Source organism: Thermophilibacter provencensis (assembly GCF_030372065.1).
In the GTDB taxonomy this organism is placed as follows: Bacteria; Actinomycetota; Coriobacteriia; order Coriobacteriales; family Atopobiaceae; genus Thermophilibacter; species Thermophilibacter provencensis_A.
On sequence record NZ_JAUDEA010000001.1, the window covers coordinates 290,668 to 314,690 of the forward strand.

Consider the following 24,023-nt stretch of genomic DNA (forward strand, 5'->3'; position numbering starts at 1 on the left):
CTACGCGGGCGGGCGGCGAGGGGCGGCAGACGGAGGGATGCGCTCGGCGGGCGCGAGGCTCTTCTCGCCACGTTCACAGGACGCGCGCGGCGAGGAGGACCGGCGACGCTAATGGGCCTCGAGCCAGCGCTTGCGCGAGAAGAAGTTCCAGAGCATCACCACGGCCGTGGCACCCACCTTCACCAGAACGTAGTGGAAGCCAAGAACCGTTGCCCCAACCCACATGAGCAGCTCGTTTATCGCCAGGCCCACAACGGAGAGCGCCACAAAGAGGGTCAGCTCCGCCCCGCGGCCCAGATCCTCGCGCCGCGTGAAGACAAAGCGCATCGAGGCCGCGTAGTTAAAGATCACCGAGACCGTGAAGGAGACGGCCGCGGAGAGCACCGGGTCGAGGTGGGCGAGCTCCGTGAGGGCGATGAGCAGGCCAAAGTCGATGACCGCCGCCAGGGCGCCCACGACCCCGAACTTGGCAAACTGGGCGAGCAGGCCCCTCATCGCGGGCCGTCCTTAACCGCGACGCGCTCCACGAGGTAGGCGTGGTGAATCTTCCGGTTGCGCGAGAAATCCTCGGGGATGGTCTCGTCCGTGATGTCCGTGAGGCGCACGCCGGCGCGCTCGAGCTTCTCCACGTCCGGCCTGAAGGTGCGCAGGTTGCACGAGAAGATCGCGCACCCGCCGCGCACGAGCAGGCGGGAGACGCCGATGATGAGCTCGGCATGGTCGCGCTGCACGTCAAAGGACGTCTTGCGCATACGGGCCGAGTTGGAGAACGTGGGCACGTCACAGAAGATGAGGTCCCAGCGGTTCTTGGTGTGGCGCTGCTCGGAGACCCAGGTAAGGACGTCCGCCTGCACAAACTCGTGCTCGCGGCCAGAAAAGCCGTTGCGGGCCATGTTGCGGCGCGCCCAGTCCAGACTCGGGCGCGAGAGGTCCACCGTGGTGGTGTGGCGCGCCCCGCCGTCGGCGGCGTAGCAGGTGGCGGTACCCGTGTACGCAAAGAGGTTGAGGAAGCGCTTGGACCCCTTGGTCCGCTTCATCATCTCGCGGATGCGGGCGCGGGTCTCACGGTGGTCGAGGAAGATCCCGCAGTCATGGCGGGCGTCAAAGTTGACCTCAAAGGTGAGGCCGCCCTCGTCCACCAGGTGCGATCCCGCCGGCAGCTCCACGCGCCCCGGCTGGCGAGAAGCGCGGGCGTCACGCCGGCCGCGCTCGGACGTGCGGCCCTCGTCGGCATACTGCGAGCCTCCGCGCGAGCGGGTGCGCACGCGCACGCTCACGTCCCCGGGCGCCACGTCGAGGACGCGCGGGGCGATGGCCAGCACGTCGAGCAGGCGGCGACGCGCGAGCTCGGGGTCAACGCCGCGCGGCGCGGCGTACTCGGAGATCTGCAGCCAGCGGCCAGGCGTCTCCGATCCCTCAAAGAGCTCGATGGCAACGGCATAGTCCGGCAGGTCGGCGTCGTAGACGCGGTAACAGGTCACGTCCTCCCGGCGCGCCCACTTGGCGCGGAGCTTGGCAACCTTGGCGAGGCGGCGGGCAAACTGGTCGGACGGCCCCACGAGCACGGGAACGCGCTCGCCGCCGGGGAGCTCGACCATCTCCCGGGTGGCGGTCTCCGAGGGCCGATAGGTGCGGATGCTCGCCGCGTCGCGCCCAACGATGACCTCAAGCGTCTCCGTTGGCTCGCAGCCAAGCGCCGCGTCCGGCGCGGCGTCGCGGGAGAGCGCGACGAGGGGCACGCCGGCATGGGCGGCGAGCCGCGAGAGCGCCGCGGCCTCGGTCGCGAGCGCGTCCGGGCCAATCCACGAGAGGTCGGCGACCACCAGCGTCGGCGCGACGGCAAACGCCTGCCCGGAGGAGAGCTCAAGCGAGATGCCCGCGGCGCGCAGGGCCTGCCGGCAGGCGGAGACGGCGCCGGGACGCTCGTCGAGAACGGCCAGCGAGCAGGGGTTCTTCTCGCCGGACTCGGCCCGCGCGTCCGCCTCGTCCAGAAGCGCCTGCCAAGCCGCCGCGTCATGGCCGGCCCAGCCCTCAAAGCCCCAGCGGGCACGGAGCAGGCCCGGGGCGCGGTCGAGCGCCAGCTGCGCGGCCTCCACGAGCACGCTTCCCTGTCCCGCCCACAGGGCGAGAAGCGAGGGCGGCTCGTTGCCCGCCGAGCGCAGCCAGCCACCCGCCGCGAGCAGGGCTGCTGCGTAGTCCGGACGCAGCGACGCCACGCGCGCGTCCGTGCGAGAATCGTAGCCGCGGCGGAAGAGCGGCTCTCCCGCGAGGTCTATCGAGACCGTGGCACGGGCGCCGGAGAGACGCGCGGAGATGGTGAGGTCGGGACGCACGGTGTCAACGATCGGACGGGCGCCGCGGGCGGAGGCCACGCGGTCAACCACAGCGTCCTTGGCGCGCAGGGCCACAAACTGCGTGTTTCTGAGCTGGGCGTTCGTGCCGTGGGCGTCAATCGCAAAGGTTGCGCCGGGCGCGAGGCGGCGCTCCCACGCTATGCCGGAAACGCCCGCGTAGAGCGCATCGGAGTCGTGGGCGTCAACGCGCGCGAGCACGAGCAGCACACGCGAGGCAAGGCGCGACCACAGGCACGCCCGGTACGCATCCGCCAGCTCGCCCCCAAAGGACACCTGCCCGGAAAGCGGCCTCACCTGCGGCACGTGGAGCCTCGTCAGCTCGTCTGCCAGCAGTCGCTCAAACCCCTTGGGGCACGTTGCCACAAACTCCATCGGGTCACCTCTCGCCCGTCACATATCTTGTCCCGAGCATTCTCCCACGAACAGGCCCGCTCCACAGGTATCCCATCGCCCACGCCTCTTGCCGGGCGCCGAGAAAACCCCGCCTCTGTACCAGATTCGGGAAATGGCGCCGAGAAAGCCTCGCCTCTGTACCACACCCGCGAGACACATGCCGAGAAAACCTGGAGGCTGTACCACCCAGTGCGATTCTCGCCGAGAAAACCTGGAGGCTGTACCACGCCCCCAGGCTGCCCGCCGACAAAACCAGCCCTCTGTACCACGCTGGCATCTCTACTGAGAATACCCGTGGTACAGAGGACGACTTTTATCGGCACCTCATCCAGAATCTGGTACAGAGGCGAGGTTTTCTCGGCAGGTGACACTCAGCTCTGACGCCAGTGTCACACTCTGCCCGCACTACGGTCAGAAGCCGCCGGCGACGGGGCGGCGAGAAGGTCCGCCGCGAGTTCTGCAGCCGCGCGCCTTTTGCGCGGCGAAGCTGTCTGAGCGCCGGACCTTCTCGCCGGACCCGGCCCACACGCCCTAACGCTTCTCGTAGAACTCGTGGATATCGCACCCCATGGCCTCGAGCGTGGGCTCGTCGACGTAGGCCATGTGGCCGCAGCCGTAGCGATACCAGCTCACGCGCGCCTTGAGCTCCGGCGAGAGGAACTGGCGGCTCATGTCGTGCACGACGTTCCACCACGTGGTGGCCGCGTCGTAGCGACCGCCCAGGATCGCGAGCTTGCACGTGGGGTTGCGGCGCAGCGCCACCGCAACGTCGAGCGAGACGTTGGGCGCGGAGACCTCTCCTAGGCCGGGCTCCTCGTGACCCCAGTTCCACCCGGCGTTGACCTTGTCGTAGTTGTTGGAGAGATAGCGCGCCGGTCCCTGGTAGCCCAGCTCGTCGGCGCAGAAGCGCCTGAACGCCCGCACCCACGCGCCCTCGAGGGCATCGTCGGCCGCGTCCTCGCCCGCAACCCACATGTCGTAGCCCTGCATCGGCGAGGGGGCGTCCGAGCAGAAGCGCGTGTCCAGGCGGCCGCACACGCGGCCCTCGCCCATCAGCAGGTGCGTGCGGAAGTCGAGCAGGTCAATGCGCAGGTGGTGAGCCAGGATGTGCTCGGCGGAAAGCCCGATGAACGTGGACATCCGCTCGGCGACGGCACGCTCGCGCTCCTCACCCAGGCGGTCGCCCCGCAGGAGCGCGGGCGCAAGCTCGCCCTCGGCAAACTCAACGGCGCGGTCGAACCACTCGTCCTCGCCCATGCCCGCTCCCGCCTTGCCAAAGAACTGCGCCGTGGCGGCGTAAGTGGGCATCATGCCCAGGTAGTAGAGGTCATCGCCCGGGCAGAGCAGCTGCGGGATGTTGAAGACCGCAGAGAGCATGACCACGCCCGTGAGCTGCACGCCCCTCTCGCCCAGAAGGCGCATGAGCACGGAGTTGCGCACCGTGCCGTAGGACTCGCCGTAGAGGTAGAGCGGGCTGGACCAGCGCCCGTTCTCCGTGAGCCACGCGCAGATGGCGCGCGCAAAGGCGTCGGCGTCCCCGTCCGTGCAGAAGACCTTCTTGGGGTCGGCATCCTCGGCGAGCACGGACCAGCCGGTGCCCAGGGCGTCGAGAAACACCACGTCAGAGTCAACGAGCAGCGTGTGGGGGTTGTCCACCACCGGCGCATCCGCGCGCACGTGGCGCGTGCCGTCCGTGCTCACGCGCTTGGGGCCAATGCCTCCAAAGTTGATGGGCACCGAGCTCGAGCCCGGGCCGCCGTTGTACGCAAAGGTCACCGGGCGGGCGCGATTGGGGGCACCCTCCCCGTCAACCACCACGTACGAGAGCGAGAACATCCGGCCGATGAGAGCGCCCGCGTCGTCGCGCACCTCAAGATGCGCGGCACGCGCCTCGTACTCGAGGACCTTCTCGCCGTCGGTCCAGGTGAGTCGCGCCGAGGCTGCCTCCGGGACCGCGCTTGCGCGCTCGGCCGGAACGATTGCGTAGCCCTTCGTCTGCGCCTGGGCAGCGCCGCCCTTCTCGGCCGCCGTCTTCTCTTCCTCTGCCACTAGTGCCCTCCTTTCCGATGCCTTACTCATATGCCCATTCTATTGGTTGTCAAAAGTGATAGGCTGAGCTATCGGGCCTTCGGCCCCTTTTTCTATAGGTTTCGAGTTTGGAGCATCATGGCAGCGAAGACCGACTCGCCGGCAAAGACCCCTCGCAAGGTCAAGAACGCCGGCATACCTCTCTCCGCGGGAATGATCCTCGTCACCCTGGGCGTCGTGTACGGAGACATCGGCACGAGCCCCATGTACACCCTCAAGGCAATCATCTCCGGCAACGGAGGTCTTCCCACCATGTCCCAGGACGTGGTGCTCGGCGCCCTCTCCCTCATCATCTGGACGCTCACCCTCATCACCACGGTCAAGTACGTGCTCGTGGCCATGAAGGCGGACAACCACAACGAGGGCGGCATCTTTGCCCTCTACAGCCTGGTCAAGCGCTGCGGGCGCTGGCTCATCATCCCCGCCATGATCGGCGGCGCGGCGCTTCTCGCCGACGGCATCCTCACGCCGGCCGTGACCGTCACCACAGCCATCGAGGGCCTGCGCACCGTCGACTTCATCTACGGCGTGATCGGTGACAACCAGAGCATCGTGGTGGCCATCGTCATCGCCATCCTCTGCGTGCTCTTCTTCCTGCAGAAGGCGGGCACCTCCACGATCGGCAAGCTCTTTGGCCCCGTGATGACGGCGTGGTTCCTCTTCCTGGCCGCCGCCGGCCTCATGAACATCGGCCTCGACCTCAACGTCTTCCGCGCCCTCAACCCCGTGCGCGGCATCACGTTCCTCTTTAACGGCAACCTCAACGCCGCCGGCCTCATGGTCCTGGGCAACGTGTTCCTCTGCACCACCGGCGCCGAGGCCCTCTACTCGGACATGGGCCACGTGGGCAAGCCCAACATCTACGCCACCTGGCCGTTCGTGAAGGTCTGCCTCATCCTCAACTACCTTGGCCAGGGCGCCTGGATCATCGCCAACCAGGGCAACGTCGACCTCGCCGCCGTGAGCGACCTCAACCCCTTCTTCCAGATGCTTCCCGAGCAGATCCGCGCCTTCGCCGTCCTGCTCTCCACCTTTGCCGCGATCATCGCCTCCCAGGCGCTCATCACCGGCTCCTTCTCCATCGTCTCCGAGGCGGTGCGCCTGGACCTCATGCCCCACATGCGCATCAACTACCCCTCCGAGACCAAGGGCCAGATCTACATCCCCATGGTCAACAACGTCATGTGGATCGCCTGCATCTGCGTGGTCCTGCTCTTCCAGACCTCCGCGCACATGGAGGCCGCCTACGGCCTGGCCATCACGGTCACCATGCTCATGACCACGATCCTGCTCACGGTCTACCTCTCCCGCATCCACCACAGGACGGGGCTCGCGGTGCCGTTTGCCATCTTCTTTGGCGCCATCGAGTTCATGTTCTTCTTCTCGAGCCTCACGAAGTTCTTCCACGGCGGCTACGTCACCGTGGTCATCAGCTTCCTTATCTTCGTGGTGATGTACGTGTGGCGCCGCGGCACGGCCGTCGAGCGCACCCAGACGGTCTACCTCCCCGTCGACAAGTACCTCGACCAGCTCTTTGACCTCTCCCATGACGACGACTACCCGCTGCTCGCGGACAATCTCGTCTTCCTCACCAACGATTCCTCGTTCGACAAGCTCGACCGCGACATCCTCTACTCGATCCTGGACAAGCGCCCCAAGCGCGCCCGCGCCTACTACTTCCTCAACGTCCAGGTCACCGACGAGCCCTACACCCACGAGTTCATCGTCAACAACTTTGACACGGACTTCCTCTTCAAGGTGCAGCTGCGCCTGGGCTTCAAGGTCAACCAGCGCATCAACACCTACCTCTACCAGGTGGTCGACGACCTCATCGAGAAGAACCAGCTCGCGCCGCAGAACCACAAGTACTCGATCTACCGCGAGCGCAGCGCCGTGGGCGACTTCCGCTTCTGCCTCATCCGAAAGCTGCTCTCCCCCGAGACGGACATCTCGGGCTTTGACCAGCGCGTCATTGAGCTCAAGTACCTCATCCGCAGCATCTGCGGCTCGCCTGCCCGCTGGTACGGCCTTGAGAACTCGAGCGTGATCTTCGAGTACGTGCCGCTCTTCTCCAAGAAGAAGCGCCAGCACAAGCTCACGCGCCGCCCGCTCAGCGACGTGGCCCCGCAGCTCGCGGCCAAGCCCGCCCAACCCCAGGGCTCGGACGAGGACGACGAGGACATCTTCTCCGTCCAGATGAAGGGCGAGCGCGACGCCCAGGCCGAGGAGGCCATGCGCGGCCTCGTGGGCGGCGACACCGCCTCGTTCCGCCCGCTCGTCATCAACGACGAGGAGGAGGACGAGGGCTCCGAGGTCACCCAGGAGGACGAGGAGTAAAACCTGACAAAGGGTGACAAGGGGGACAGGGTTAACTGTCATGAAGGGGCCGCCCGGCGTAATGCCGGGCGGCCCCTTCATGACAGTTAACCCTGTCCCCCTTGTCACCCTTTGTCAGGTTTCCTGACGGTTTACCCTGTCACCTTTGTCATCACTAGCGCTCGTCGATGGGCACGTACTCGCCGCTGTGGGGCATCACGGAGTTGTAGGCGGGGCGGATGATGCGGCCGGCGCCGTAGAGCTCCTCCATGCGGTGCGCGGTCCAGCCGGCCAGGCGCGCCATGGCAAAGATCGGCGTGAAGAGGTCCTGCGGGATGCCGAGCATCGAGTAGACGAAGCCGGTGTACATGTCGATGTTGGTGCTGATGGGCTTGGTGATGCCGCGCACGTCGCGCATGACCTGGGGTCCGAGCCGCTCGATGCTGGCGATGAGGTCGAGCTTCTCGACCTGGCCCTTCTGCTCGGCGAGCTTGCGCGCGTACTCGCGGATGATCTCCGCGCGCGGGTCGGTCTTGGTATAGACGGCATGGCCCAGGCCGTAGAGCAGGCCCGCCTTGTCAAAGGCCTCCTTGCGCAGGATCTTGGCGAGGTAGTCCGCCACCTCGTCTTCGTTGTCCCAGTTGCGAACGTGCGCGGCAACGTCCTCGATCATGTCGCCGGCCTTGAAGTTGGCGCCGCCGTGCTTGGGGCCCTTGAGCGAGCCGATGGCCGCCGCGTAGGCGGAGTAGGCGTCGGTCCCGGAGGACGAGAGCACGCGCGTGGTGAAGGTAGAGTTGTTGCCGCCACCGTGCTCGGCGTGGAGGATGAGCATGACATCAAGGAGCATGGCCTCCTCGTGCGTGAAGCCCTCGTCGCTCTTGAGGACGTCGAGCACCGTCTCGGCCATCGTGTAGCCCTCGCGGACGGGCGGCACCATGAGCTTGGTGTCGTTCTGCTCGGCCACGTGGGCGGCGTGCGCCACGGCGGCCGTGCGCGGCCAGCGGCCGAGAAGGGAGAGCGCCACGTCAATCTCGTGCGTGGGCGAGGTGTCGTCCGGCGTGGGGTCAAACGCGTAGAGAAGAAGCGTCGCGCGCTGCAGCACGTTCATGATGGAGTGGCTGTAGGTGGCGCGCGGGAAGATGCTCAGGTAGCCCTCGGGGAGCTGCTTGCGGGCGTCAATGCGGGCGCGGAAGTCGTCGAGCTCCTCATGCGTGGGGAGCTTGCCGGCAATGAGCAGGTACGCGACCTCCTCGTAGCCAAAGCGGTCCTCGGCCTGCGCCGCGGAGATGAGCTGGTCCACGCCATAGCCTCGATAGATCAGCTGGCCGTCGTCCGGCTCGATGCCGTGCTCGGTCTTGTTGTAGCCGTGCACGTTGGAGATGGTCGTGAGTCCGACGAGCACACCGGACCCGTCCGCGTTGCGCAGGCCGCGCTTGACGTCGTACTTTGCGTAGAGCTCGCTCGGAACCACATCGACGTCCTCGTAGCCATGGTAGAGGCCGTCCGAGGCGGGCGGCAGGCCGAGGCCTACCGACGGCATGGGATAGGCGTCCGCAATGTGATCGAAGGCTGGCGTCTCATGGGGCGTGAGGATGGGCCACCCCCCGCCCTTGGGCATGCGAATCATAGGCTACCTCCTCGGCGGTGGGCATCGCGTCCCGCCGCGCTCCTAGACCGCCGACCCCGTTGGGCCTAGAGGCGGTACATGTACCTGAAAACCTCCTCGCGCTGCATCATGATCTGCACGCCGAGGCTCTCGGAGAGGGCGTCGAGCTGCTCCTTGAGCTCGGAGAAGCTCGCAGAGCCCAAGTCGACGAGCATGGTCATCGTGAAGATGCCCTGCAGGATGGTCTGAGAGATGTCCAGGATGTTGGCCTGACGCTCCGAGAGGGCACCCGCCACCGAGGCAACGATACCGGGACGGTCGCTTCCCAGCACGGTGATGATGGCGCGGCTCTCGGGGGCGCTCTCGTTCGTCTCAAGCTCGTCTGCGGCCATGGCTCCTCCTTGCGGTAGGCACGTGTCGGTGACCATCCATTCTAAAGGAGCGCGCGGTGCGGCGCAGAACGCACATGAGACTGTGCCAAACCGGAAACGCGCGGAGGGCGGCGCGGGCTAGTTCTCCGCCGCCTCCCCCATGCGCTCCTTGAAGAGCATGGCCACGTCATCGGGCGTGCACCCCAGGGCCACGGCAAGCTCTGAGAGCGAGCGCTCGCGCGCCTCCTTGAGGATGCGCTCGTAGGCCACGGGCGGCTTCTTGTTGCGGGAGGAGAGGTCCGCCATGCGCGCGCGGAAGGTCTTCACGATGCGCACCGAGTCACGGCAGGTCCCCTCGCGCATCTTGGCCTTGTAGTGCTCCTCTTCGAGGGAGTTGTTGCGCGCCTGGTACTTCTCGACCTCAATGGAGGGGTACTCGTTGATGATCCGCTCGGCCTCGGCACGAGAGAGCACGGGGCGCAGGCGCGCCTCGTTGGCAACGGGGAAGCTGATGTGCACGGGATGACGCTTCCCCACGGGCAGAAGCCGGTAGACCGCCTGGGCGCCCTCGGTCACATCCTCCACGCGGCAGACTCCCTGACCGGGATGGACGAGGTACTCCCCAATGGCATACATAGGCCACTCCTTTCACGTTTGTCCAGTATATCACGCAAAAGGGTTTTTTCCTGCCGTTTACGGATAGAGTATTGAATTCTTACACATGTACCAGTATTTTATTACGTTTACCTTCAGGAAGCAGGACGGCGAGAAGGACCTCAAGGCGCCTAGTCCACGATGGTGACGCTCGTGATGACCGGCTGGTCCTCCTCGGCAACGTAGCCGCTCTGCTCGTCCGCAACGGGCACCTGCTCGCAGATGGCGTCGACGACCTCCATGCCGGAGGTCACCGTGCCAAAGGCGGCGTACTGCCCGTCGAGCGAGGAGTTGGTCTCCTGCATGATGAAGAACTGCGAGCTCGCGGAGTCGTAGTCGCTCGCGCGCGCCATGGAGATGGTCCCGCGCACATGGGGGATGTTGTTGTCCACGCCGTTATCGGCAAACTCGCCCTTTATGGACTCGTCGGAGCCGCCCGTACCGTCGCCCGCCGGGTCACCGCCCTGGATCATGAAGCCGGGCACCACGCGGTGGAACGTGAGGCCGTCATAGAAGCCGCTCTCCGCGAGGTGGCAGAAGTTTGAGACCGTGATGGGCGCCACGTTGGCGTTGAGCGTGACCTCGATGGACCCGTAGCCCTCCACCTCGATGACGGCGTGGTGCGTCCCGGTTGCGTACGGGTCGTCCGGGTCCGCCTCTGCGGAGACGTCGCCGGTGGCGGGGGCGGGCTCGTCCTTCTCGCCCGTAGAGCAGCCGCCGCAAAGCGCTACGACGCACACCGCCACAACGAGGGCGAGCATGCCGAGAAGAACGGAGCGGGTCAGGCCTAGACGCTTCATGAGATGGGTCCTTTCTGGTTGCGAGGGCGTCCGGGGCCGCAGAGCCCGGAGACGATGACGGTCAGCGCGGCGGTGAGAAGGGCGGGCAGCACCCACCCGAGGCCAACGTCTGAGAGCGGGAGCAGGTCGAGCGGCAGCGCGAGGCTGGGCGCGAGGGCGTCGCGCAGGCCCGTCACGGCACTCACGACCACCGTGACGAGCACCGTGAGCGGCCAGGCGGCAGGGGCGCGGCCAAAGACCCGACGCAGCATCCCCATGAGCACCAGCACGATGGCCGGCGGGTACAGGATGCCCAGAAGCGTTGCCGAGAAGGACAGGATGGCGTCCAGCCCGAGGTTTGAGACGGCGCAGGAGAACGCCGCAAACGCAATGGCGCAGGCGCGGTAGGACACGCGCGGGAGCTCCCCGGCAAAGTAGGTGCCGCAGCAGCTGATGAGGCCAATGCACACGTTGAGGCAGGCAAGCAGGAAGATGGCCGCCACCACGACGGTCCCCACCAGGCCAAAGTGCGAGGTCGCCGAGGCCGTGATCACGGCGGCGCCGTTTGTTGCGCCGGCGAGCTGGGCGCTCAGCTCAAAGCCCACCGCGGCCAGGCCGCCGTAGACCGCCATCATGAGTACGCCCGCGATGACGCCCGCGCGGCAGACCTCCCGCATGACGCCACCGGACTCCGTGACGCCCAGGGAGCGGATGTTCTCCGCGATGACGATGCCAAAGGTAAGCGATGCGAGCAGGTCCATGGTCTGGTAGCCCGTGAGGAAGCCCTGGACCGCCGGGGAGCCGTCATAGGGCGAGACGGGCGCGACGTCCGGCAGAGAGTCAACGCCGAGAAGCGACGCGAGCGCGGCGCCCACGACGGCCACGATGAGCAGGATGAGCGCCGGGCCGGTAAAGCGGCCGAGCAGCCTGGTAAGGCGCCCCGGGTGCATGGCGAGCACGTAGGCCAGCGCAAAGAACGCCACCGAGAAGACGAGGCGCGCGACCTCCGGCGAGACGGCGTCCCCCAGAAGGGGCGAGAGCATCTCAAAGGCCGTCGAGGCCGTGCGCGGAATGGCGAGGCACGGGCCGATGGCCAGGTAGACAAGGGCAACAAAGAAGCGCGAGAAGAGCGGGTGGACGCGTGCGGCAAGCTCGCGCAGCGTGCCCGAGAGCGCAACGGCGACGATGCCCAGGACGGGCAGGCCAACGCCCGTCACGAAGAAGCCGACGAGGGCGGGGAGCACCTCTCGACCCGCCTGGACGCCGAGCAGCGGCGGCAAGATCAGGTTTCCCGCGCCAAAGAACATCGAGAACAGCGTGATGCCCACGAAGAGCGTCTGGCGCGGTGCGAGGCCGCCGCGCGAGGCAGCGGCCCCGGACCCGTCGTGCTTCTCGGTCTCCACCTAGCGGCGCCTCCCTACTCGGTGCAGCAGGACGTGACCCAGCGGATGAGGTTTGCCGTGGGCGTTCCCGAGCGCTCTGCGAGGACGTGGCCCTGGCCCCAGACGGGCGTGTGGGAGACGTCTGCCACGCCGTCATACTTGCGCAGCGCGAAGACGATGTTGGAGGCCGTGGCGAGCGGGGCCTCGGAGTCAAAGAGGCCCTCGTTGATGCGCCAGTGGGGGGCAACGCTCGCCTGGCCGTAGCCCTCGTAGTGGCCGCTCAGCCAGAAGAGCGGGTTCATCATGGAGACGCGGGCCTCCATGCTCGTCTCAAGGGAGTCCACCTTCTCGAGGTCGGTCTCCCAGGCGGTCTCGTACTCGGGGTCCCAGTCCTCGCACTCGGCGTAGGCGTCCATGTTCTTCTCGACGATCTCTGCCGCCATGGCGTCGAAGTGCAGCGTGGACTCCTCGCCAATGCCAAAGAGCTGGTTGCTCTTGGAGCTGCGGTCAGGCAGGTCAAAGGGCGAGGCCGCAAGCGTTGCGGGGCGCATGTGCAGGGCAAAGTCGCGCAGGCTGGAGACGGAGACGCTCGAGGAGCCATGGCTGTAGTTGATCCACCAGCTGTCCGCGTTGAGCGCGGCAAAGTAGCTCTGGGCGGAATCGTAGATGGTCGACTGAACCTGGGCCACGCCGACGGGCATCATGACCTGGGAGGTTGTCTCCACGGTCTCGGCACCCGCCTCGCCCTCGGCCTCCTCCGAGTTGATGACCTCGGTGTCGCCGGGGACCTCCCCCGCCTCGCCCTCGCCGGTGCCGTCCGCCGGCACGCTTCCGGAGGTCGTCGGGGCGGTCGTGGCATCGGCGGCGCGGGTGGCGGCGAGGTTGGGGTCGCCCGGGAAGGTCGGCTCCTCGAGCCGCTGCGGCGTGTAGGTGTAGGGGAAGGTGGTGTTCTGGACAAAGTAGGTTGCCGCCTCGTCGAGAACGCCGATGAGCGCGGAGGCGTAGGAGCCCATCGAGAAGACCCCCGCCTCAGTCTCGTCGAGCGTGAGCTGCGTGTCGTCGTCGGCGCGCAGGTCCATCTCGTTGACCCAGGCGCCATAGGACGCGGCAAGCTCCTGCGAGAGCATGCGAGTCCATGTTCCCTCGGCGCGCGTGGCGTCGTCGGCGTATTGGCCCTGGCACCACTCATAAGCGGCGTCGGCGGTGTCAAAGGAGGTCACGGGGCACCACGAGGCGCTGCCCGAGATAGCGTCGGAGACCATCTTGCCCTCGGAGTCGTGCGTGACGGCACCGATGGACGCGAGGTAGGGCTCGTAGAGGGCGGCGTCGCCGGACGCGCCGAGCACCGCGCTCACGCCGCCGCCGGCGCCAAAGCCAAAGACAAAGACGCGGCTCGCGTCGCACGGGAGGCAGCCCGCGTTGTAGCGCAGGTAGCGGATGGCGGCCTTGAGGTCCACCACGGGCCAGGGGGAGCCGCCCGGGAAGAGCTCGCCCGTCCCGGACGAGGTGTCATAGCCCGCGGAGCGACCGCGGAAGCCCGCGTAGACGTAGATGCAGCCCGCCTCCATGTACGGGGCGAGGCCCTCGTAGTCGTAGGCGGTGGGGCTTGCCTGCGCCGCGAGGGTACCGGTGTTGATGGGCATGAGGATCGGCGCGGTCGCGGGGGTGAAGTTGCCCACCACGGCCTTCTCGTTGACGGCGCAGGAGAAGGTTGAGCCGTTCTCCTCCGCGGTGAAGTAGGCGCCCGGGACAAAGATCGCGAGCGACTCGTACGTCTCCGTGGCGGGGGACTTGCAGTACGTCAGCCCCAGCTGATAGTAGATGTCGTTCTCCTCGTCATAGCGCCAGGCAGAGGCGTCAAGGGCCAGGCCCTCAAACTCGGAGAGGTCAACGGAGGGCTCGGGGTCGGCGGGCTCTTCCGTCTGGGTTGGCGTGGATGGCCTCGAGGGCGTGCATCCGGCAAGTCCCACCATGGTGCCCGCGGAGGCCAACGCGAGAAATTCTCTTCTTGTGCAGCCCATCGTCCCTCCTTGTGCGTGAGCGTTCAGCCGCGGGTATTATTGTACGCAACGAGAGGACCGCAAGGCCCCCGGGCGGGGGCATACCATCAATTGCCAATAGCGAGACGCCGGAGGAGCCATGTTCACGTTCTGGCACAAAGAGTCCGAGTCCGTGCCCGAGGAGGAGCCCCAGCTCCCCGCCGACACCAAGCGCCTGCGCCTGCGCTTTGTGGGCGAGGTCCAGGGGGTGGGCTTCCGCTGGACCGCCTCGCTGGTGGCAAAGAACCTCGAGCTCACGGGATGGGTGAAAAACGAGCTGGACGGCTCGGTCACCGCAGAGATCCAGGGCAGCGAGTCGCATGTGGGCGCGTTCTTCTCGCAGATGCTCGAGCAGTACCGGCGTCACCCCATCCACTACGTGGTGTCCGAGCGCGAGGACATTGAGCCCCTGGTGGACGACAAGCGCTTTGAGGTGCGCTACTAGACCGTATACGGCTCTCGCCGACACACCGAGAAAACCTGGGGGCTGTACCACATCTCCTCTGACATGGCGAGAAAACCCAGGGGCTGTACCACCAGTACGTGGGCGTGACGAGAAAACCTGGGGGCTGTACCACTTTCTTCTCGGCGCGCCGAGAAAAACCGCGGTCTGTACCAACGATGTGGGTGTCCACGCCTGTGGAAACGATTCCACTTCGTCTGAACCCGCTTCCTCGCGGTACAGAGGGCGGTTTTTCTACGACAGCGTGGTACAGATGTCGGAGTTTCTCGACATGAGCTCCACGCGCGTGGTACAGCTGCCCGGTTTTCTCGGCGCGTCTCTTTGATATTGGCACAGAGGCTGGGTTTTCTCAGCAGGCGGCGCAGGCAGCCCACATGCGCCCGTCATAGCAAAGCAGGCCGGAGACACATGGCCTCCGACCTGCGAAAGTTCTGGTGGCGGGGAAGGGAGTCGAACCCCTGACACGGGGATTTTCAGTCCCCTGCTCTACCAACTGAGCTACCCAGCCATTTGGTGCAGGGATTACTATACCAAACTCCCCATGGGTGTCAAAGACTTTTTTGGCTTCTCGCCCGCAAGGCCTAGAGGGCGCCGAAACCGCCAACCCTTCTGACGGCAGTCGCATACACCTCGTCAGATGCCCGAACGCCAACTACAACGACGACCATCTTTTTTCGCCTCTCGCTTGAGGTAACGCACGATTCTGAGGCCCGATCCCCTGAGCTTGATCTTCAGCAAGCCCGTGAGGTCTCTGCCTCCCCGGTTGCCAAGGGGTTTTCCATACCCTCCCTCCGACTGTGGCAATGGGTTAACCGCAACTCTGTTTATCGCCTTTGCCACAAGGCGCCTCTGCGAAGGTTCCAGCTTTGCGAGATCGCGATTGGCTTGCGGGAGGTTAACAACTGTCCAGCTCACTCCAGCTCCACTTCCACGCCTTCCAGTTCCTTATCGGTTACGCCAAGTTCGGACATGACATCCTCAAAGCGCCTGAGACTCGTGGTATCGCCGTCCCATTTTGCGAGGCGCTCCTTTGCCAGGGCAAGATCCGCGGCATCCTCGGCATCCTCGCGCAGGCGCTCGTACTCTCGCCACTCCTCGGGCGTGATCATGACGGCGGCGGGTACGCCACGTCTCATGATGACGACGGGGCTCCCCTCCCTCACCCGGTCGAGCGTTGCCGAGGCGGACCTCTGAAGGTCGGACACGGGAACGAGGTTATCGAGCAAATCGGCCATTCCAGACATACGATCCTCCTGACTCCTTGATTGCCTTGCATCAGATTATATATCTGAGTATATATGTAACTATGTGTTTGAATATGTAACTCATGCAAGAAGCCGGTGACGAGCCGTCTGGGGCAGGCCAAGAGGAGCGCGATCAGTAGACATCGATCGTGGGACCGGTCATGGTGAGGATGCAGCCGCACACGTCGATGGTGTCCCCGTACGAGACTATGACGCGCCCGCGCACCTCCCTTCCGTGATAGCGGGCGGGGTTGGTCGAGTCGAGGTCGCTGACCTCCATGCCATCGGGCGTCGGAACGATGCTGAGATGTCGCCCGGAGATGGCGGGCGAATGGAGGACTACGTCGTTTTCCGGCGCACGACCGATGGAGACGCCCTCGTCCGAGACAGCTATCCACACGTCAACGGAGGAGGTTCGCATCATCATGCCAACGCGCTCCGTAAGGGGCTCGCCGGCAGCCGCCGCAAGGTTAACCGTGTCTTCCGGACCGTCTTCCCCCACAAGCAGCGAGAGCGGGGCGCGCGGCGGGCGAGGAGCGTCCCGCGAGAAGTCGTAGAGACACCCGTAGCACACGTTCATGTCCGCATAGAGCTCCGCCCCGCACCTTGGGCAGACCTTCGTCTCAAAGCATCCGCTCGCTCGCATTGCATTGGCTCTCTCCATCGTCTCTCCCATCTTCTATGCCGCAAGGGCGTCGGCACTTATCGACACTATCCAGAGGTGCTCCCCCTCCTCCAGCCACGGGCCCTCCCGCGACGGGCGCTCCATCACGCAGCACGCGGCCGCGTGCGAGGCAAACGCGCGCGGGCAGAGCCCCCGTCTGACCTCGAGCACCTCCCCCAGCTCACCGACAAAGGCAACGTCAATCGGGTAGGCCATCCCAAAGGTATGAATCGAGGCACACCTCGTGAGCATGACCGGGGACGCATCGGGCGATGTGCCGAGAAGACCGCGGATCTTCTCGCGCCATGAGCCCAGAACCCTGAACTCGAGCACCGTCTCCGGTCGCTCGTCGGACGCGAGCCTAACCGTTGCCATCTCAGACCACCACCCCGGGCCGATACCTGTCCACAATGAGGGAGCGCTCGTGCGTGAGGGCAAAGGGCGCCCCGTAGGTGATTCCGGGCATGCGGACGCTCAAGGGCCACGGATGGTAGGTGAGCGTGCAGACATAGCGTGTGAGCAGGGGTGATAGAGCGAATGTCTCTCCCTGGGAAGAGGAGCCCGCACCCTCGGCCCGCACGTCCACCTCGCACGACCCGTAGTCCTCGAGCGCCTCCGAAAGGGCACGTCTGACCTGCTCGACCGCGCCCCGCTCGCTCTGCTCCCCGCTCGGAGCCACCCCGTGAGCCACCACACAGTCGAGGGCCGCCTGGTCAAAGGCGGCGCAGGCAACGACGTAGCGCATCAGGTTGAAGACGATGAGCGTCATCACGATGACAACGGGCGTGACGACGGCAAGCTCCACCGTCATCTGGCCGCGCGTGCCCCAGCCCGCATCTGCAAAGAGTCTTATCATGCCGCATCACCCAAGCCCGAGAGGTCAATCGTGAGGGGTATGGAGATGCTGGTGCCGGGAATCGTGAGCTCGGCAACGGTGAAGATTCCCCCGCCCGTTTGATCGGAGAGCATGACTCCCACCTCCCGCGCAAAGTCAAAGATCGTGGGCGCGTCCGGCAAACGCTCGACGAGCTCCCTCAGCTCGGTTTGGTTGAATCCGCTCTTGCCCAGCACATCCTGGGTGTTGGTGAGAACGGGCTTTCTAAGGCGCATGTCCACGGGCTCGATTCCCACCGCATGGAAGGCGTCCTTGAGGCGCTCCCTGAGCCACGACCCAACGGATCCGCCGAGAACCCCGTCAAGACCGTCGAGAAACTCGGATCCCGCCTCCGCCACGCCCCCGTACGCCGAGCCATACCCCATGAGAAGGGAGCCCCAGAGGTCGAGCACCCCGTCGGCGGCACCCCCAAGTGCGGACCCGCTCGCGACAAGCGAGTCAAAGAAGCTGGAGAGCACGTTGTTCTCCTCCGTGGCCTCGTCCGGGGCAAGCACGGCGGCAGAGACGGCCGCACCCGCGGGAAGCTCAGCAGATGAGAGAAACGCCCTCGTGAGCTCTGTGGGAACGGTCTTGCCGTCCGAGCGCGCCACCACGGAGACGCATCCCCACGCCCCTGGCGGGCAGACGGTGGGGCGCGTCACGGAGAGCTGCTCGAGCGCTTGGGAGAAGGACTCCTCGCCCTGCTCGGCGAGCCCCCTCGCGCGCTCCTCGGCGGCCATGAGCTCCGAGCGGGCGCGGGCGTAGTCCCTCGACGCATCCACGATGAGCCTCCAGTGATACTCAAATCCGTTGTTGATGGAGGTGGACGCCGCCGCAACGCGGCCGAGGTCACCCACGTCCATGTGGCACACCTCGCAGCTCCCGACCTCGCCCGACTCAAGCTGCCGCAGGGAGGCCATCCCGGCGGGCTCGCCCTGCGCGCCGGGACACTCCGTCGAGCAGTGCAGCGTCCTCGCCTGGTCCTCCGTTGTGCAGGGCCACGTCTGCCGCGTGTAGAGCTCCGTCGAGCGGGTCTCGTCCGTGTTTCTCGGCAGGGAGGGAAGGTCAACGCGCACCGACCCGTCGATCATCTCCACGTACGAGCCGTGCAGGACCTCATCGAGCGCGTACTCGTAGAAGGCGCGCCGACACGCGGAGTCGGTGAGCTCCTCGACGCCCTGCCCCTCGGGGCACTCCGCGGCGAGGCGGGCCGCGTAGTAGGCGCGCGCCCTCAGGAGCGGCGCCCCAAACGACCAGCTCTCCACCGAGGCATAGTGCGGGTTCTCCGTTGAGGGGAGAGATGCCAGCGTGTCCGCGCGCTCCCTCAGGCAGTACAGCGAGGAGCCACAGTCCGCCGTCCAGCCGCGCAGGAGCGCCTCGTCCGCGCGACGGGCAGCGTCCTCTGCGGCGGCCGACGCCTCCCGCATCTCCTCCGAGAGCTCGCTCATCCCACCATCGTCCACCTCGCGCTCGAGCGCCGAGAAGTCCGACTCCGAGGTGAGGGGGAAGGGAAGCGCGCACCCCATATACGAGATGCCCCCATTTGAGTTGGCCGCGGCGCAGGAGGCCGAGTTCGCCACCACGAGCAGGGGAAGCGTTGCCTCCAGGCGCTCGATGCCCTCGGCGGCGCTTCTCACAAAGGACCCGCGGGCATCGAGTATCCTGCCTCCCGCCGAGCACAGACGTGCGCCGGTTGCGGTGAGCCCGGGAACGCACGAGGTCACAATGCCCGCCCCAAGAACCACGACGCCCGCCAGCCCCAGGCTGAGCGAGCAGGCGTCCACCACCTGGACAACGGTCGAGAACGCAGCCACCGCGTTCTCCCCCGCAAGGGCCGTGGCGTCCGCGACGCGCTGCACCTCCGAGGAGCGCGACGCCACCCATCCGGCTGCCGCCGCGGAGAACACGAGCGAGAGGCTCAGCAGGAGCGCAACCGCAACGGCAACGGTCGTGAAGCCGTCCTCGCTGTCCCTAAAGAGCGAGAGGACCGGCGCGCCCTGCCGGCCTTGTCTACCCCCACATGCCGATCCACTCCTCATAGCTTCCCTCCAGCCACTCCGCGCTCAGGGCGCACGAGACCTCAACGCGCACCACGACCTCCCCGCCGTCCACCGTTCCGAGCGCGGCGACAAGGGCCCCAAAGAGGGGCAGCGGACGCACCCTCCCCTCGATGGAGACGCTCACCCTCCCCTCATCGCCGGGGCCTTCGCACGAAACCTCCCACGCCCGTGGGCCGCCCGCGTGAAAGATGGACACGTCCGGCACCGCGGCGAGACGCCGCAGGGCATAGGCGCGCAGCTCCTCCTCCGACCCTCGCGACGTTGTCGTAAGGCGCGCGAGCTCGCCTGCCGTGGCCGCCATGACCGATCGGGTGTAGAGCACGCAGGCAGGCTGGACGAGCAGGGCGATGAGGGCGAGCGCGACCGGGAGGAGAAGCGCCGCCTCCACGCTCATCTGACCGCGCGTGCCTGCATGAGCGCGCGCCTCAGTACCCCAGAACGTCCTTGAGCAGGGGGACGATGCCGCCTCCCGCCCCATGGGAGGCGGCATCGGTTGCCAGCCTGACGAGACCCCCGTCGCGCACGCCGTGCCAGAGCAGCGCGAGCGCGACAATGGCCGCCAGAAACGCGCTGAGCACGAGCAGATACTCCGTAGTCGCCTGAGCATGGGACCCCCTTAACCAGCCCCAGCCAAAGCGGCCGCATCCTCGACGTCCATGCTCCACGAGACCACCTCGCTCCCCGCGCCCCCTGGGGACTCGCTCACCATCAGCACCTCCACGTATCCCTCCCCCTGCAGCACGCACGCCCACACCTTTCCCGAGAGGTCCAGGTAGCCAGAGCGGACCACGACCGAGTCCGCGACGCCCGCGCGCTCCTCCAGAATGCGGCTCGCCTCGTCAACAAGCCCAAGCTCGCTCTCGTAGCGCTCCCTTCCCGGAGCCGCATCGTCCCCTGCCGCGGCCTCGCCCTCGCGTCCCTCGTTGGGCCCCTGGGCCACTTCAGAGCTCTCCTCGAGCCCGGAATCTCGCCCGCACGAGGAGGCGAGCAGGACTCCCGCCCCCACAAGCAACAAAAAGAGCGCTGCGGCGAGGACTGCCCTTCTCACAGGGAGTTGATGCCATCCGAGATGGCCTGCCAGAGTTCGGCCACCCGCTCCCTAAAGGCAACGATCGCCAGGATTGCGATCACCACGAGTGGTCAAGAAAAGCAAAGGTCAGTAGACACGAAACATGGGGTATACTGCTCGCAGACGATGGCTCGGGGTCATTTATTTCATTGGCCGGACCCCGTAACAGTCAGCCGCCGCCCGAAAAACGTGCGGACGGACCCGCTAATTCAGTGCCCTATTCAGCCGCGGAAATCCCAACGAGCCACGCAGAAATGCGTGGGCCGCTGCACATGCAGCGGGGATTTCCGAGGTTTCCATGTCCAAGTTCAATCCCGAGTTTGTTACCGTTCAGGAGGCCGTCAAGCGTGGCTACGGCTCGCGCGCCGCACTCATGAAATGGGTGAAGGCCAACGCCGTTCGCAACTACCTCGACGACGAGACGCGCCGCCGCATGGTCTGCGCCGAGGACTGCGAGGCTCGCGTCGATGCGCGCCGCCTCCGCGAGCCCGCGCCCATGACTGAGGATGAAATCCTCGACCGCCTCGCCAAGAGCATCGCGAGCAAGGCCCCGGCGCTCTCCGCCGAGGGCAGGGCGAAGCTCGCTGAGCTGCTTCGGTAGGTGATTCGTGATGCTGAACCCGCGCCGCAAAACTTTTTCTAAATCAAATTGCAATTGTCGCGCCGTGCATAATATGTGCGGTGAAAATGCATATAACGCGCGGGCGGCCCAGGGCTTGTCTTTGGGCCGCCCCGCGCAAATTCTCCCTGCTCAACCGGCCTGTTTTGTTTTCCTCTCGGCCTTTTTTCTCCGCGCCCGCGCCGCTGTTTCTCAGCGCATTTATGCATATTTTTTACGCGACAATATGTCTGACCTTGACTTTTGCAATGTTTCCGCAGGTAAACCGGCCTGTTTTTGGCGCGACAATATAATCTTATTGTCGCGCCGTTTTGCACGGCCTTTTACCTGCGCTTTTGCGACGTTTCCGCAGGTAAACAATATGTCGCATTTTGCCTCGCCCGAAAACCTTATTGTCGCGCTCGCAAACGGGGGTGAGCACGATGCCGGTTGACGCCTCCGAGCTTTCTCCGAGTGATGTTTTTCGCCCGGAGGACTACGTTCTCGATGATGCCGCTGTGACCGTTGCCGCCTGCCCGACCTATTACGTGCAGCTCTCATCGAAGTTCATCGCGCTCACGAAGCTCGAGGACGAGGCCCCGCACCTCAACGGCAAGGCCGGTTTCGGGAAGCTCGACCGCGACCAGCAGATGGCCGTGCTCTCGCTGCTCCCTCCCGATGAGGCGGAGAACGTCCGTAAGCACTGGGAGCTGTGGGACGAGTTTTATTACGAGGATGACGAGGGCCACGGGCACGGCGTGAAGCTGTGCGACGGCGGCAAGGCCGGCGTTGACAAGTTCGCGGCCGAGTACCGCGCCGCGCACCCGAACCGCAAGGCCCGCCGCGCCGCCGGGCAGCGCGGGAAGAAGAAGGGCGGCGGCAAGTCCGGCGGCGACCAGCGCTGCACCATCCTGATGTTCGCGATGCGCGCCCCCTCGCAGCTCGCGGACCCCATGAGTGCCTACGTCGGCTGGACCGATGACGAGCGGGCCGTCGCCGACGCGGCGCTCGACCCCGAGGCCGACGGCGACTGGCGCGCGCTCGCCGACATTTTCTGGGCGAAGCTCGGCGACGGCGACGACTGCGAGGTTACGGACTGCTACGCCATCCGCCACGACCGCGACATGAAGCCGCCCGTCTGGGACGAGGCTGCGGGGCGCTACCTGCTCGACCTGCCGAAGGTTTGGCACCTGCACTTCTTCATCAAGTTCGCGGGGCGCGACAAGGGCCTCACGATCGCGAATCTCGCCGAACGGCTCGGCATCCCGCCCGAGCAAATCGAGCGGAATAAGGTCAAGGGGCGGCTCGCATGGCTCACGCAGTGCGCCTATGCCATCCACGCGCTCGCGCCCGCGAACAAGCCCGAGAAGTTCCACTATTCGCCGGACGACGTTTACACGCTCAAGGGCGCGCCGTACCACGAGGTTTGGGCGGAGAACCGCTACCAGTGGGAGCTGGGGCGGGCCGGGAATGTCGCCGCCGAGGCGACCGACAAGAAGCAGCTCGCGGGCCTCGTTGACGGCATACTCGACGGCCGGGTAACGCGCGACATGATTCTCCTGCAGGACGAGTACACGCGAATCTGGGCGGACAAGACGGCCCGCTCGACGCTTGAGGCGGCGTTCACGGCCTACGACGAGGCGCGCATGATGCGGGCGACGGACGCCCTGCGCAGGGGGATGTTCCGAAAGACCATCATCTACATCGAGGGGGCGGCGGGCTCCGCCAAGACCGAGATGGCCTACGGCTGGTGCGATTTCTTCCGACAGCGCTACGACTGGCGAACCGACGTGCTCGCCGCGAAAAACGCGTTGGACGACTACCACGGGGCCGAGGTGATGCTTCTAGACGACGTGCGCGGGCAGGCGATGACCGCAGAGGACTGGCTCAAGCTGCTCGACCCCTACCACGCGAGCCCGGCGAGCGCGCGCTATCACAACAAGCCTTCGGTAGCGCCACGCGTAATCATTATCACCAGTACCAAGGAGCCCGCCGAGTTCTTCTATGGGGCTGCGTCCCGTGCGGATTGCACCGCAAACGAGGCCGTGGACCAGTTCATCCGCCGCATCCTCTGGCGCGTCCGAGTCTTCAATCCGTACGAATACGGCTATTACAACGTGGAGCTGAGCAAGGGCGACACGCGGGCCGAGCGGCCATACGACCTCAACGACGTTCCGACGGGAAGACTCGACGAGTATGGCGACCCGCTGACAACGACGCTGCGTGGGCTCGGCTACCTGTTCGCCCCGCTCCCGGCCATGTTCTCGGCCTACGGTGCGGGCGCGGCCGTAATCCGCGATGTTGACGGGCGCGCGGGCGAGCGGCTGACCGACGGCGAGCTTGAGGAGCTGTGCCACGAGGCCGCGCTCTGCATCTACAAGCGCTATGTGGCGCTCATGACGACGGGCGCGATTCCGCAGATGCCGGGCCCTGCGGACGGCTACGCGCCGCAGCTCGACGGCGCGGACGCCGACGCGCCGACGCGCTACGGGCTGCCAGGCGGCCCGGCAATTCCGCGCGCCCTCCCGGAGGGAGGTGACGAACATGACGACCCAGAATAGGCGCACGAGGCGCGCCCCCGAGCTGGCACCGGTTTTCGCCGAGGATGCCCGGGCGCTCGCCCGCGTCGGCATCCGGCTCAACGGTGCCAGCGCCGCCGAGGAGCACCGCGCGAACTGCATCGAGTTCGTCCGCCAGTTCGTCACGCGGGACAGCTGCTCGCTCCGAACCCTCGACGGGACCCCGACGGTGAGCATCGGCGCGCTGCGCGAGGCGCTTCCCGTCGCGATGCGCGACGCCCGGCGTCGCGGCGACGAGGAGGGGCTGCGCGTCCTTGAACGGCTTCGCGACGACCTGCGCGAGGACGAGCGCAAGCGGCGCATCCGCGCCCGCAAGTGGCGCGAGTCCGACCGCAAGTGGCGCGCGGCGTTCATCGCCGTGAACCGCCGCTTTGAGGAACAGGGCGGCGACCGGCGATGACGACCGAGGCGACGCAGGGAGCGCGGGACCCGCCCTAATCCCGCGCGACCGGGCGAGCGAGTGACGGATTCGAGTAACAACGGAGGTAAC

The 24,023-nt window shown here is 66.2% G+C and carries 23 protein-coding genes and 1 tRNA gene; 6 read left to right on the forward strand and 18 right to left on the reverse strand.

Going from position 1 to position 24,023, the window contains the following annotated elements:
- Positions 1-108 precede the first annotated feature (108 nt).
- The 3 genes from QUW25_RS01370 to QUW25_RS01380 form a co-directional block, all read right to left on the reverse strand.
- Positions 109-495, reverse strand: a complete 387-nt coding sequence (locus QUW25_RS01370; RefSeq protein ID WP_289510441.1) for a GtrA family protein — start codon at positions 493-495, stop codon at positions 109-111.
- Positions 492-2,726, reverse strand: a complete 2,235-nt coding sequence (locus tag QUW25_RS01375) for a class I SAM-dependent methyltransferase (RefSeq protein ID WP_289510442.1) — start codon at positions 2,724-2,726, stop codon at positions 492-494. Before QUW25_RS01375 ends, QUW25_RS01370 begins: the two co-directional genes overlap by 4 nt.
- A 552-nt stretch (positions 2,727-3,278) precedes the next feature.
- Positions 3,279-4,796 carry a S10 family peptidase gene (locus QUW25_RS01380; RefSeq protein ID WP_289510443.1) on the reverse strand — a complete coding sequence of 506 codons (1,518 nt, stop codon included), beginning with the start codon at positions 4,794-4,796 and terminating at the stop codon, positions 3,279-3,281.
- 117 nt (positions 4,797-4,913) lie between these two features.
- Between QUW25_RS01380 and QUW25_RS01385 the strand changes: the two genes are divergently transcribed.
- Positions 4,914-7,172, forward strand: coding sequence for a KUP/HAK/KT family potassium transporter (locus QUW25_RS01385; RefSeq protein WP_289510444.1), 2,259 nt, complete (start codon positions 4,914-4,916; stop codon positions 7,170-7,172).
- Positions 7,173-7,326: 154 nt separating this feature from the next.
- On the opposite strand, the gene QUW25_RS01390 is transcribed toward QUW25_RS01385, so the two are convergent.
- The 6 genes from QUW25_RS01390 to QUW25_RS01415 all read right to left on the reverse strand — a co-directional run bounded on the left by QUW25_RS01390 (position 7,327) and on the right by QUW25_RS01415 (position 13,964).
- Positions 7,327-8,778 carry a citrate synthase gene (locus QUW25_RS01390; protein WP_289510445.1) on the reverse strand — a complete coding sequence of 484 codons (1,452 nt, stop codon included), beginning with the start codon at positions 8,776-8,778 and terminating at the stop codon, positions 7,327-7,329.
- Positions 8,779-8,843: 65 nt separating this feature from the next.
- The gene (locus QUW25_RS01395; protein WP_289510446.1) at positions 8,844-9,149 is read right to left on the reverse strand and encodes an ACT domain-containing protein; all 306 of its coding nucleotides are present in this window, start codon (positions 9,147-9,149) and stop codon (positions 8,844-8,846) included.
- Positions 9,150-9,266: 117 nt separating this feature from the next.
- Entirely contained in the window at positions 9,267-9,764 is a 498-nt protein-coding gene (locus QUW25_RS01400) for a CarD family transcriptional regulator (protein ID WP_289510447.1), read from the reverse strand.
- 149 nt (positions 9,765-9,913) lie between these two features.
- Positions 9,914-10,582, reverse strand: coding sequence for a peptidylprolyl isomerase (locus QUW25_RS01405; protein ID WP_289510448.1), 669 nt, complete (start codon positions 10,580-10,582; stop codon positions 9,914-9,916).
- Positions 10,579-11,964, reverse strand: a complete 1,386-nt coding sequence (gene brnQ, locus QUW25_RS01410) for a branched-chain amino acid transport system II carrier protein (RefSeq protein ID WP_289510449.1) — start codon at positions 11,962-11,964, stop codon at positions 10,579-10,581. The genes QUW25_RS01405 and brnQ overlap by 4 nt, the downstream gene beginning before the upstream one ends.
- Before the next feature lie 14 nt (positions 11,965-11,978).
- A complete protein-coding gene (locus QUW25_RS01415) occupies positions 11,979-13,964 on the reverse strand; it encodes a subtype A tannase (RefSeq protein ID WP_289510450.1) in 1,986 nt (661 codons plus the stop codon).
- Between the two features lie 118 nt (positions 13,965-14,082).
- Between QUW25_RS01415 and QUW25_RS01420 the strand changes: the two genes are divergently transcribed.
- A complete protein-coding gene (locus QUW25_RS01420) occupies positions 14,083-14,427 on the forward strand; it encodes an acylphosphatase (protein ID WP_289510451.1) in 345 nt (114 codons plus the stop codon).
- 450 nt (positions 14,428-14,877) lie between these two features.
- Here QUW25_RS01420 and QUW25_RS01425 read toward each other — a convergent pair.
- From QUW25_RS01425 to QUW25_RS01465, 9 genes are all read right to left on the reverse strand, one after another.
- A tRNA-Phe gene (locus QUW25_RS01425) sits at positions 14,878-14,953 on the reverse strand.
- A gap of 403 nt (positions 14,954-15,356) precedes the next feature.
- A complete protein-coding gene (locus tag QUW25_RS01430; RefSeq protein ID WP_289510452.1) occupies positions 15,357-15,689 on the reverse strand; it encodes a type II toxin-antitoxin system prevent-host-death family antitoxin in 333 nt (110 codons plus the stop codon).
- A gap of 133 nt (positions 15,690-15,822) precedes the next feature.
- Positions 15,823-16,353: an FHA domain-containing protein gene (locus QUW25_RS01435; RefSeq protein WP_289510453.1), complete on the reverse strand. Its 531-nt coding sequence runs from the start codon at positions 16,351-16,353 to the stop codon at positions 15,823-15,825.
- Between the two features lie 15 nt (positions 16,354-16,368).
- The gene (locus tag QUW25_RS01440; RefSeq protein WP_289510454.1) at positions 16,369-16,728 is read right to left on the reverse strand and encodes a DUF192 domain-containing protein; all 360 of its coding nucleotides are present in this window, start codon (positions 16,726-16,728) and stop codon (positions 16,369-16,371) included.
- Between the two features lies 1 nt (position 16,729).
- Positions 16,730-17,209, reverse strand: coding sequence for a TadE family protein (locus tag QUW25_RS01445; protein ID WP_289510455.1), 480 nt, complete (start codon positions 17,207-17,209; stop codon positions 16,730-16,732).
- Positions 17,206-19,266: a hypothetical protein gene (locus QUW25_RS01450; protein WP_289510456.1), complete on the reverse strand. Its 2,061-nt coding sequence runs from the start codon at positions 19,264-19,266 to the stop codon at positions 17,206-17,208. The genes QUW25_RS01445 and QUW25_RS01450 overlap by 4 nt, the downstream gene beginning before the upstream one ends.
- The gene (locus QUW25_RS01455) at positions 19,238-19,681 is read right to left on the reverse strand and encodes a pilus assembly protein (protein WP_289510457.1); all 444 of its coding nucleotides are present in this window, start codon (positions 19,679-19,681) and stop codon (positions 19,238-19,240) included. Before QUW25_RS01455 ends, QUW25_RS01450 begins: the two co-directional genes overlap by 29 nt.
- Positions 19,682-19,712: 31 nt before the next feature.
- Positions 19,713-19,865, reverse strand: coding sequence for a hypothetical protein (locus QUW25_RS01460; protein ID WP_289510458.1), 153 nt, complete (start codon positions 19,863-19,865; stop codon positions 19,713-19,715).
- Between the two features lie 38 nt (positions 19,866-19,903).
- Entirely contained in the window at positions 19,904-20,227 is a 324-nt protein-coding gene (locus QUW25_RS01465) for a hypothetical protein (protein WP_289510459.1), read from the reverse strand.
- A gap of 427 nt (positions 20,228-20,654) precedes the next feature.
- Here QUW25_RS01465 and QUW25_RS01470 point away from each other — a divergent pair, with 427 nt between their 5' ends.
- The 4 genes from QUW25_RS01470 to QUW25_RS01485 are packed head-to-tail and all read left to right on the forward strand — an operon-like array spanning position 20,655 to position 23,933.
- Positions 20,655-20,957, forward strand: coding sequence for a hypothetical protein (locus QUW25_RS01470; RefSeq protein ID WP_289510460.1), 303 nt, complete (start codon positions 20,655-20,657; stop codon positions 20,955-20,957).
- A 7-nt stretch (positions 20,958-20,964) separates the two neighbouring features.
- Positions 20,965-21,408, forward strand: coding sequence for a hypothetical protein (locus QUW25_RS01475; protein WP_289510461.1), 444 nt, complete (start codon positions 20,965-20,967; stop codon positions 21,406-21,408).
- On the forward strand, positions 21,398-23,515 hold the full coding sequence (locus QUW25_RS01480; RefSeq protein WP_289510462.1) for a hypothetical protein: 2,118 nt from the start codon (positions 21,398-21,400) through the stop codon (positions 23,513-23,515). The genes QUW25_RS01475 and QUW25_RS01480 overlap by 11 nt, the downstream gene beginning before the upstream one ends.
- Positions 23,499-23,933, forward strand: coding sequence for a hypothetical protein (locus QUW25_RS01485; protein ID WP_289510463.1), 435 nt, complete (start codon positions 23,499-23,501; stop codon positions 23,931-23,933). The genes QUW25_RS01480 and QUW25_RS01485 overlap by 17 nt, the downstream gene beginning before the upstream one ends.
- Positions 23,934-24,023 lie beyond the last annotated feature (90 nt).

Bases quoted from the DNA above. Each gene is read 5' to 3' on its own strand.
- QUW25_RS01370 (WP_289510441.1), bottom strand. From the start codon at position 495: ATGAGGGGCCTGCTCGCCCAGTTTGCCAAGTTCGGGGTCGTGGGCGCC.
- QUW25_RS01375 (WP_289510442.1), bottom strand. From the start codon at position 2,726: ATGGAGTTTGTGGCAACGTGCCCCAAGGGGTTTGAGCGACTGCTGGCA.
- QUW25_RS01385 (WP_289510444.1), top strand. From the start codon at position 4,914: ATGGCAGCGAAGACCGACTCGCCGGCAAAGACCCCTCGCAAGGTCAAG.
- QUW25_RS01390 (WP_289510445.1), bottom strand. From the start codon at position 8,778: ATGATTCGCATGCCCAAGGGCGGGGGGTGGCCCATCCTCACGCCCCAT.
- QUW25_RS01395 (WP_289510446.1), bottom strand. From the start codon at position 9,149: ATGGCCGCAGACGAGCTTGAGACGAACGAGAGCGCCCCCGAGAGCCGC.
- QUW25_RS01400 (WP_289510447.1), bottom strand. From the start codon at position 9,764: ATGTATGCCATTGGGGAGTACCTCGTCCATCCCGGTCAGGGAGTCTGC.
- QUW25_RS01405 (WP_289510448.1), bottom strand. From the start codon at position 10,582: ATGAAGCGTCTAGGCCTGACCCGCTCCGTTCTTCTCGGCATGCTCGCC.
- QUW25_RS01415 (WP_289510450.1), bottom strand. From the start codon at position 13,964: ATGGGCTGCACAAGAAGAGAATTTCTCGCGTTGGCCTCCGCGGGCACC.
- QUW25_RS01420 (WP_289510451.1), top strand. From the start codon at position 14,083: ATGTTCACGTTCTGGCACAAAGAGTCCGAGTCCGTGCCCGAGGAGGAG.
- QUW25_RS01430 (WP_289510452.1), bottom strand. From the start codon at position 15,689: ATGTCTGGAATGGCCGATTTGCTCGATAACCTCGTTCCCGTGTCCGAC.
- QUW25_RS01435 (WP_289510453.1), bottom strand. From the start codon at position 16,353: ATGGAGAGAGCCAATGCAATGCGAGCGAGCGGATGCTTTGAGACGAAG.
- QUW25_RS01440 (WP_289510454.1), bottom strand. From the start codon at position 16,728: ATGGCAACGGTTAGGCTCGCGTCCGACGAGCGACCGGAGACGGTGCTC.
- QUW25_RS01445 (WP_289510455.1), bottom strand. From the start codon at position 17,209: ATGATAAGACTCTTTGCAGATGCGGGCTGGGGCACGCGCGGCCAGATG.
- QUW25_RS01450 (WP_289510456.1), bottom strand. From the start codon at position 19,266: ATGAGGAGTGGATCGGCATGTGGGGGTAGACAAGGCCGGCAGGGCGCG.
- QUW25_RS01455 (WP_289510457.1), bottom strand. From the start codon at position 19,681: ATGAGCGTGGAGGCGGCGCTTCTCCTCCCGGTCGCGCTCGCCCTCATC.
- QUW25_RS01470 (WP_289510460.1), top strand. From the start codon at position 20,655: ATGTCCAAGTTCAATCCCGAGTTTGTTACCGTTCAGGAGGCCGTCAAG.
- QUW25_RS01480 (WP_289510462.1), top strand. From the start codon at position 21,398: ATGCCGGTTGACGCCTCCGAGCTTTCTCCGAGTGATGTTTTTCGCCCG.
- QUW25_RS01485 (WP_289510463.1), top strand. From the start codon at position 23,499: ATGACGACCCAGAATAGGCGCACGAGGCGCGCCCCCGAGCTGGCACCG.